Origin of the sequence: Sphingomonas sp. LH128 (assembly GCF_000293195.2) — a bacterium.
Taxonomy (GTDB): domain Bacteria; phylum Pseudomonadota; class Alphaproteobacteria; order Sphingomonadales; family Sphingomonadaceae; genus Novosphingobium; species Novosphingobium resinovorum_A.
This window is the reverse complement of sequence record NZ_ALVC01000163.1, coordinates 1-5,817: the sequence shown is the minus strand read 5'-3', so window position 1 is coordinate 5,817 and position 5,817 is coordinate 1. Positions and strand designations below refer to the sequence as shown.

12 protein-coding genes are annotated in these 5,817 nt (G+C 63.1%); 11 read left to right on the top strand and 1 reads right to left on the bottom strand.

What is annotated here, in order from left to right:
* The 11 genes from LH128_RS33425 to LH128_RS13730 form a co-directional block, all read left to right on the top strand.
* The coding region (locus tag LH128_RS33425) for a ParB/Srx family N-terminal domain-containing protein (RefSeq protein WP_008830256.1) at nt 1–791 on the top strand (791 nt) is incomplete at its 5' end.
* On the top strand, nt 788–1,027 hold the full coding sequence (locus tag LH128_RS13775) for a hypothetical protein (protein ID WP_008830255.1): 240 nt from the start codon (nt 788–790) through the stop codon (nt 1,025–1,027). The genes LH128_RS33425 and LH128_RS13775, both read left to right, overlap by 4 nt.
* Entirely contained in the window at nt 1,024–1,218 is a 195-nt protein-coding gene (locus tag LH128_RS13770) for a hypothetical protein (protein ID WP_008830254.1), read from the top strand. The genes LH128_RS13775 and LH128_RS13770 overlap by 4 nt, the downstream gene beginning before the upstream one ends.
* Complete coding sequence (locus LH128_RS13765) at nt 1,215–2,042, top strand: SPFH domain-containing protein (RefSeq protein ID WP_008830253.1); 828 nt, start codon at nt 1,215–1,217, stop codon at nt 2,040–2,042. The genes LH128_RS13770 and LH128_RS13765 overlap by 4 nt, the downstream gene beginning before the upstream one ends.
* A 68-nt stretch (nt 2,043–2,110) precedes the next feature.
* Nucleotides 2,111–2,836, top strand: coding sequence for a phage protein (locus LH128_RS13760; RefSeq protein ID WP_008830252.1), 726 nt, complete (start codon nt 2,111–2,113; stop codon nt 2,834–2,836).
* On the top strand, nt 2,833–3,318 hold the full coding sequence (locus LH128_RS13755; RefSeq protein WP_008830251.1) for a hypothetical protein: 486 nt from the start codon (nt 2,833–2,835) through the stop codon (nt 3,316–3,318). Before LH128_RS13760 ends, LH128_RS13755 begins: the two co-directional genes overlap by 4 nt.
* Entirely contained in the window at nt 3,315–3,662 is a 348-nt protein-coding gene (locus LH128_RS13750) for a hypothetical protein (protein WP_008830250.1), read from the top strand. Before LH128_RS13755 ends, LH128_RS13750 begins: the two co-directional genes overlap by 4 nt.
* Nucleotides 3,662–3,865: a helix-turn-helix transcriptional regulator gene (locus LH128_RS13745; RefSeq protein WP_008830249.1), complete on the top strand. Its 204-nt coding sequence runs from the start codon at nt 3,662–3,664 to the stop codon at nt 3,863–3,865. Before LH128_RS13750 ends, LH128_RS13745 begins: the two co-directional genes overlap by 1 nt.
* An 11-nt stretch (nt 3,866–3,876) precedes the next feature.
* Nucleotides 3,877–4,134 (top strand): hypothetical protein, encoded by a 258-nt coding sequence (locus tag LH128_RS13740; protein ID WP_008830248.1) that lies wholly within the window; start codon nt 3,877–3,879, stop codon nt 4,132–4,134.
* On the top strand, nt 4,131–4,637 hold the full coding sequence (locus tag LH128_RS13735; protein WP_008830247.1) for a hypothetical protein: 507 nt from the start codon (nt 4,131–4,133) through the stop codon (nt 4,635–4,637). Before LH128_RS13740 ends, LH128_RS13735 begins: the two co-directional genes overlap by 4 nt.
* Nucleotides 4,634–5,095, top strand: coding sequence for a hypothetical protein (locus tag LH128_RS13730; protein WP_008830246.1), 462 nt, complete (start codon nt 4,634–4,636; stop codon nt 5,093–5,095). The genes LH128_RS13735 and LH128_RS13730 overlap by 4 nt, the downstream gene beginning before the upstream one ends.
* A gap of 6 nt (nt 5,096–5,101) precedes the next feature.
* On the opposite strand, the gene LH128_RS13725 is transcribed toward LH128_RS13730, so the two are convergent.
* The coding region (locus tag LH128_RS13725) for a tyrosine-type recombinase/integrase (RefSeq protein ID WP_008830245.1) at nt 5,102–5,817 on the bottom strand (716 nt) is incomplete at its 5' end.

The following is a 5,817-nucleotide window of genomic DNA, read 5'->3' as shown; positions in this document are numbered from 1 at the left end:
ACCCGCCAGTCATCGGCTCGCGACCGACGATCGAATGGATTCATGTCGATCGCCTGTCGCTGGACGCCAGCTATCAGAGGTCGACCGAGAACCATGCGTCGCAGCGTTTGATCGCCAGCATCGCGGCGAACTTCGACTGGCGGCTCTGTACACCGCTCGTCGTCTCGCGCCGCGAGCATGAAAAGCTGGTCGTGATCGATGGCCAGCACCGCACGCTAGCCGCACAGATGCGTCCCGATTTGCCGGACCTGCCTTGCTGCGTCTTCACCTTCGCCAACGTCGAGGAGGAGGCGAAGATGTTCATCGCCATGAACCGGAGCCGCAAGGCGATGAACCGGCTCGACGACTTCCACGCGGCGCTTGCGGCTGCCGATGAGGACGCGCTGGAAATCCAGCGGCTGGTGGGCGAGGCAGGACTTGCGGTCACCCGCAACACAGCATCGGCTGCATGGCGGCCGGGCGAGATCGCTTTCACGGCTTCGATCGCCACGACGCTGCGCAAGCACGGCGCGCCGGTCGTATCGGCAGCGCTGACGAACATCGCCGAAGCCTTCCCCGACCAGAAGCTCATCCACTCCGGTTCGATCTTCCTCGGGCTGGTGAAGGTGCTGGCGTCCCCGCCGGAGGGCTTCGACCCCGACCGGCTATTTCAGGCGCTGCTGCGCTACTCCGCCGAGGAATGGGGCAGCTTCGTCACCGGCCTCAAGGGAGGGGACACGCGGGCCTGCGCGATCAGGGACGCCCTTCTCATGGCCTACGATGAGGTTCCAGCCGCCGAGGAGGTGTCGTGAGCGACAGCGAAGAACGCGAACTCGCGGCCAGCGAACAGATGCGCGACCGCATCGCGGACTACCTCCTGCACCAAATCAGCGCCCGCGACGGCGGCGGCAACACCGCCATGAAGGTCCAGCGCGCCCTCATCCCCATCGAGCGGACCGTGCGCTCGATGCCGGGGCGGCCAGCCCGCACGTCCCCACAGCAAGGAAATCGCATGGAAAAGACATCGCAGAACGGCGGACCGACATGACCCAGCGCGAACGCCGCGCGGTCTACGAGGGCGCCGCTATCCTCCTCGCCGGCTTCTTCGGCGTCTTCGCAATCCCCGCCCTCATCAGCGCGCACGACACGATCGCCCTCGTCTGCGGCGTCGCCCTGTTCGCCGGATGGATCGGGTGGGTCACCTATTTCGCGTACCGCAGTGGAAGGATCATCAAGTGAATCGAAGTATCTTCTCTCTGGCCGGCGTCGGGTTTCTCGTCGTCATCATCCTCATGATCGGCTCTTGCAGCTTCGATCGCGTCACGCCCGGACACGTCGGCGTGAAAGTATCCAACGTCGGCGGCAGCACCGGCGTGCAGCCCAAGGCGCTCGACGTGGGCTGGTACTTCACGCCACCGGGCTCGACGATCTACGAATACCCCGTCTTCACCAGCAACTACACCTGGAACGGCGACGAGACGCTGCGCTTCCAGGACAAGACTGGCCTCGCCGTATCGGCCGACGTGAGCATCGCCTACCGCGCCAACCCGGCCAAGGTGCCGGTCCTGTTCGCGACCTTCCGCCGCGACATGGACAGCATCCTGTCAACGCAGATCCGCAACACGGTGCGCGACGCGATCGTGCGCAACTCGTCGAACCTGTCCGTCGAGGAGATCTACGGCGCCAAGAAGGCGTGGCTGATCAACAAGGCGCACGAGGATGCCTCGGGCTACCTGTCGAAGTACGGCATCGTGATCGAGCAGCTGACGTGGGCGGGCAACATCAACCTCCCGCAGGCGATCCAGAACCAGATCAACGACCGCGTCGCCAACGAGCAGCAGGCGCTGGCCGAACAGGCGAAGGTCGCCACCGCGAAGGCCCGGTCGGATGCCATGATAGCGGCGGCGCAGGGCAAGGCCGAAGCCCTCAAGATCGAAGGCCAGGCGCTCAAGGAAAACGCAGGCGTCGCCGAACTGCGCGCCATCGAGAAATGGGACGGCCATCTGCCGACCACGATGGTGCCCGGCTCAGCCGTCCCCTTCATCGGCAAAACCGCCAACTGACTGCACTTCCCGGACCCCTGCCGTGCGCGGCGGGGGCGAGGATAAGCCCAGACAATGAAGGAAGAAGTATGCCCCGACCCACCGATGAACGCATTCTGGAGTTCTGCCGCTGGCAGAGCACCCAGCCGGAGGTAATGCCTAAGGCGGAATGGCGCGCCGCTGCCGACACCGCAGGGTTCGCCGACATCCGCGATAGCGATCTGCCCCGTGCCGCCGCAGTGCTCCGAGCATTGGCCGCTTGCGACGCGCAGCACGCCAGCGTCTTAGAGGCTGCTCTTGTCGCGCGCGGAATCCAGATCGAAGAGGTGGCCTCTCCCGTGCCGCAACCCATCGAGACCGCGCCGAAGAACGGCGGCTGGGTTCTCGGGCTCGTCTTGCCGGAAGGCCCGACGGAGACGCGCTGGCAGCCATGGATGCCCGTCACCTGGGGAGACACAGGCTGGTACGATGACGAAGGATGCGGCCAGGAGCCGACAGCCTGGGTTCCGCTTCCAGACCCGCAGCCTCGGCCGACCGGATGGACCCCGCCCTCTGGCACGATCTATATCACGGAGATCACCGGCGACGGCTGGACCTGCAACGGCGAGCCGGTCGAGGTTTCGTGGCGCTGGACGATCAGCGTCCAGAAGCCTGACGGATCGTTCGATGAGTACCGCGAAACCGACTTTGCCAACACCCGAGATGAGGCAGTTAATCGGGCGACGAAGCTGCAGGCGAAAATCGGCCTACCGATCGTCATCGTGCCCTTGGATCGCAAGGTCATCCCGTTTCGCCCCGGAGCGACGATCCAGTGAGCACAAACGATAATCCCGCAGTCGGGTCCGCCCTCGCCGTTGCCAAGCATATCGAGACGCTATTGCCGTCGGTCGAAGAGTTGACCGCCGCCTTGCCTGCAGCCGAAGGACGGCCTGGCGATCTCGGCCCTACTGTCACGCTGCCTGCGGTCTATGTCAGGATCGTGACCGAAGCCCTTCACGCGGAGGTGCTCTCTCGGGAGAATGCCGCAGCCAGGGCCAGAATCGCGCGCGCAGAACAGAAGCCCGGCGCCTCACTTGACGAGGAGGAGTTTAACGCCCTCGCGGTGCATCTGGCGAACGAAGCGGTGGCGCTGAGCTTCTTGCCCTTGGAAGGGGCAAGCGCGCTCTGGAAGGCCGCAGCCATGGTGGCAATGGTTCACACGCCGAGCGGGGTAGCTTTGCAGGCGCTGGATGAAATGCATGCGGTGACGCGCGCCGATGTCGCACAGGCCCTCGGAATGGGAGCGACTAAGCAGTGAGCACGAACGAGAAGATCGCCGCTCGAACGGCCGCCCTCAGCACTCCCACCGCACTGGCCGATAAGCTGGAGCAGGCCAAGAGCCTCGGGAACTACGTCAAGATCACGAAGCGGCAGCGAGACAAGGCGGTCGAAAACCTCAGGCGCGCGCAGTTGTTGGAGGATGTCGCTGACGCCGCCAAGAACGTCGTACGATGCGAGGGGGCCATATCCGGACGAGCATCCATGCGCACGCTGGTCAGGCGCCTCTCTGCACTTGCCTCGTCCACCGAACTCATCCGCAGCGCGACGCCTGAGGATGCTGCCCGCTTCGATCATCTTCCCGAACCACCGGAGGGCGGATAATGCCCCAAGAAACTGCCAGTACGCCCCCCCGGGACCGCCTCCTGCGCATGAGCGAGGTGATGGAGGCGACCGGTTTGAGCAAGGCCATGATTTACCGGCTCATCGGTCAACAGCGTTTTCCCCAGCAGTACAAGCCGGGGGGATATGCAAGCCGCTGGAGTGAAGCTGAAATCATCGCCTGGCGCGAATCGCAGCGCGGGTAGCGGGGATCAACATGGGCAAATTTGAGATCGAAGCGGCTGTTGAGGTTCTGGCCGACGACTTCGCCAAAGGACTTGCCGGGCTGGTGTCAGGTGACTGGCTCCGCGAAGGCGTTCTCAAGGAAGGCGTCAACACGCTCGTCTGGGCGATCTATCGCGAAATGCCCGATCAACGTCCCGCGCTGGCGGAGGCCATGGAAAACTGGCCGGACCTCATCAAGGAGGCCATGGCGGACGACGATGGCATAAAGGAAGGGAGCAAGACGGCATGAAATTCTTTGAGAGCAGGAACGGCAACCTTTACCCGATCTCCAGCATCGAGCGCATTATTCCAAGCTCCGAACCGACGAGCGTCGGGCACCTCAGGTACGCTCGCGCCTTTCTTAAGGGCGATGGGGGTGCTCCTGTCGAAATCTACGATACGCAAATTGAGGCGATCAAGCGTGCAGGCCAAGCCTTTGTGCCGGCGCAAGATGGATTCTTCGTCTTAGGTTACTACCACTCCGACGATCTTGAAAATCTAGAGCCGTGGATAGATCGAACGCCCATTCTCGCTTGGCGAATGGGCGAGTATGGCCCTGATCCCGTAACCCTTGACGAGATGTACAACGAAGATCTTCGCACGCATCATGCGATATTACGCCCGGACGGCAAGGTCATGTCTCCGGCCCTTCAGACTGATTACGACGATCTGGAGAAGTGGGAAGCCGCTATGACCGAGCAGGCACAAACCAAGATTTTGCAGCGGGGAGCGGAAGGCGGATCGGCAGAATGAGTTTATCGTCGAAAAGACGTCTGCCAGCTATCCCAACGGTCACGGCTGCTGAACTGACGTTCGCGTATGCATTGGGCAGCAATGTGGCTTTGGGCAAAATCCCCAACACCAGCGTGCGGGGCATGGGCGTCAACATTAGATCCGATGACACTGGAGGGGTCGAGCGGTTCGAACTGACGGACACGCCGTTCAATCGTGCCGCCATTGCAATCCGAGAGCAATTCCCCTCGGGGATGCTCCTTCCCATCATGAGCCGCCTAACGGCGCTCAATGAGATTTTCAAAGACCCGCAGGCCAAAGAATACATCCGACCCGCTGCCGACGGGTCGGAGGGAGAGGAAGTTTCAGAAGCGCTGTTCCGGGTAGCCGCCGTAATGCCGCTCAATCACAAACTACTCTTCAATAAACCGACATTTTTCCGGAGAGCCAAAGAAGAGTTCGAACGGGACCCGGACTAATTGCGTTCACGCAGCGCGGGCTGGACCATTATGCGCGTACCTGATCGGTTGCCCGAGGTGGACCTCGGGCTCCCAGAAGTCAGCCGTCAGCAGATCGGCCCATTCCTGCGCCAGCTCGCGCCGCCGCTCCAGATACCCGGCTCGGTTATAGGCACCCTCAACCTTGTTGTCCTGTACATGGGCCAACATCAGATCGATGATGGCGCGATCCGGCGAAGCACCCCGGTGTCCCCCTGCCCTCCACTCCCGATCAGCGCGCTCGTTCATGATCGTCGAGAAAGCGGCGCGGAAGCCGTGCGGCACGTGCCGACCGCCGTATCCACCGCGAATCAGCAACGCGCGCAGCGTGTTCTCCGACATGGGCTTGAACGGGTTGCGCTCGCTGGGGAAAATCAGCGGGAAATGCCCGGTCACCAGCCGCGCCGCGTCGAGCACTTCCAGCGCCTGACGGGACAGCGGGACGATATGGTCCCCGTCTTCCTCGGCCTTTCGGTCCTCGTCGCCCTTCATACGGGCCGCCGGGATCACCCAGCGCGGGTCTTTCCCGTCGAGGTCATGCAATTCGTCCCAGCGCGCGCCGTGGACCTCGTTCGGGCGCACGGCAGTCAGGGCGATGAACCGCATCGCGAACTTCGTGGATGCCCGGCACCGCTCGGCCTCGCAATCGACCAGCATCTGGCGGACTGCCGCGACCTGATCCTCCAGCACGCGCTTGCCGTCGA

Bases quoted from the DNA above. Each gene is read 5' to 3' on its own strand.
- LH128_RS13735 (WP_008830247.1), top strand. From the start codon at position 4,131: ATGAAATTCTTTGAGAGCAGGAACGGCAACCTTTACCCGATCTCCAGC.
- LH128_RS13730 (WP_008830246.1), top strand. From the start codon at position 4,634: ATGAGTTTATCGTCGAAAAGACGTCTGCCAGCTATCCCAACGGTCACG.
- LH128_RS13745 (WP_008830249.1), top strand. From the start codon at position 3,662: ATGCCCCAAGAAACTGCCAGTACGCCCCCCCGGGACCGCCTCCTGCGC.
- LH128_RS13770 (WP_008830254.1), top strand. From the start codon at position 1,024: ATGACCCAGCGCGAACGCCGCGCGGTCTACGAGGGCGCCGCTATCCTC.
- LH128_RS13740 (WP_008830248.1), top strand. From the start codon at position 3,877: ATGGGCAAATTTGAGATCGAAGCGGCTGTTGAGGTTCTGGCCGACGAC.
- LH128_RS13760 (WP_008830252.1), top strand. From the start codon at position 2,111: ATGCCCCGACCCACCGATGAACGCATTCTGGAGTTCTGCCGCTGGCAG.